Origin of the sequence: Streptomyces sp. URMC 126 (assembly GCF_051386555.1) — a bacterium.
Classification (GTDB): domain Bacteria; phylum Actinomycetota; class Actinomycetes; order Streptomycetales; family Streptomycetaceae; genus Streptomyces.
This window is the reverse complement of sequence record NZ_JBPQTX010001180.1, coordinates 1-247: the sequence shown is the minus strand read 5'-3', so window position 1 is coordinate 247 and position 247 is coordinate 1. Positions and strand designations below refer to the sequence as shown.

Here is a 247-nt window from a genome sequence, read left to right as displayed (position 1 = left end):
GGCTTCGCCCGCGACGGGGCCGGGCGAAGCCCGCGCGTCACGCTTCGGTAGGTGTCACGGAGCCGGATTCCTCCGTGTCAGGCCCGAAGGGCGCCTCGTCGCCGCGGTCGTCGGCGTCCCAGCTCGACGGGGGCGGCCCGAAGACGGCGCGTGCGGACTTGATCGTCAGCCGTCCGAAGACATGGTTACCGCCGGCGCCGAGCGCGGCACCGATGCCGAGTGGGACCTGCTTGCCCAGCACCAGGAC

General features: G+C 73.3%; 1 pseudogene. It reads right to left on the bottom strand.

Features of this window, described 5'->3' with window-relative positions:
• Positions 1 to 37: 37 nt before the first annotated feature.
• Positions 38 to 247 (bottom strand): annotated as a pseudogene (locus ACSNOK_RS35580) (hypothetical protein); the annotation flags it as partial.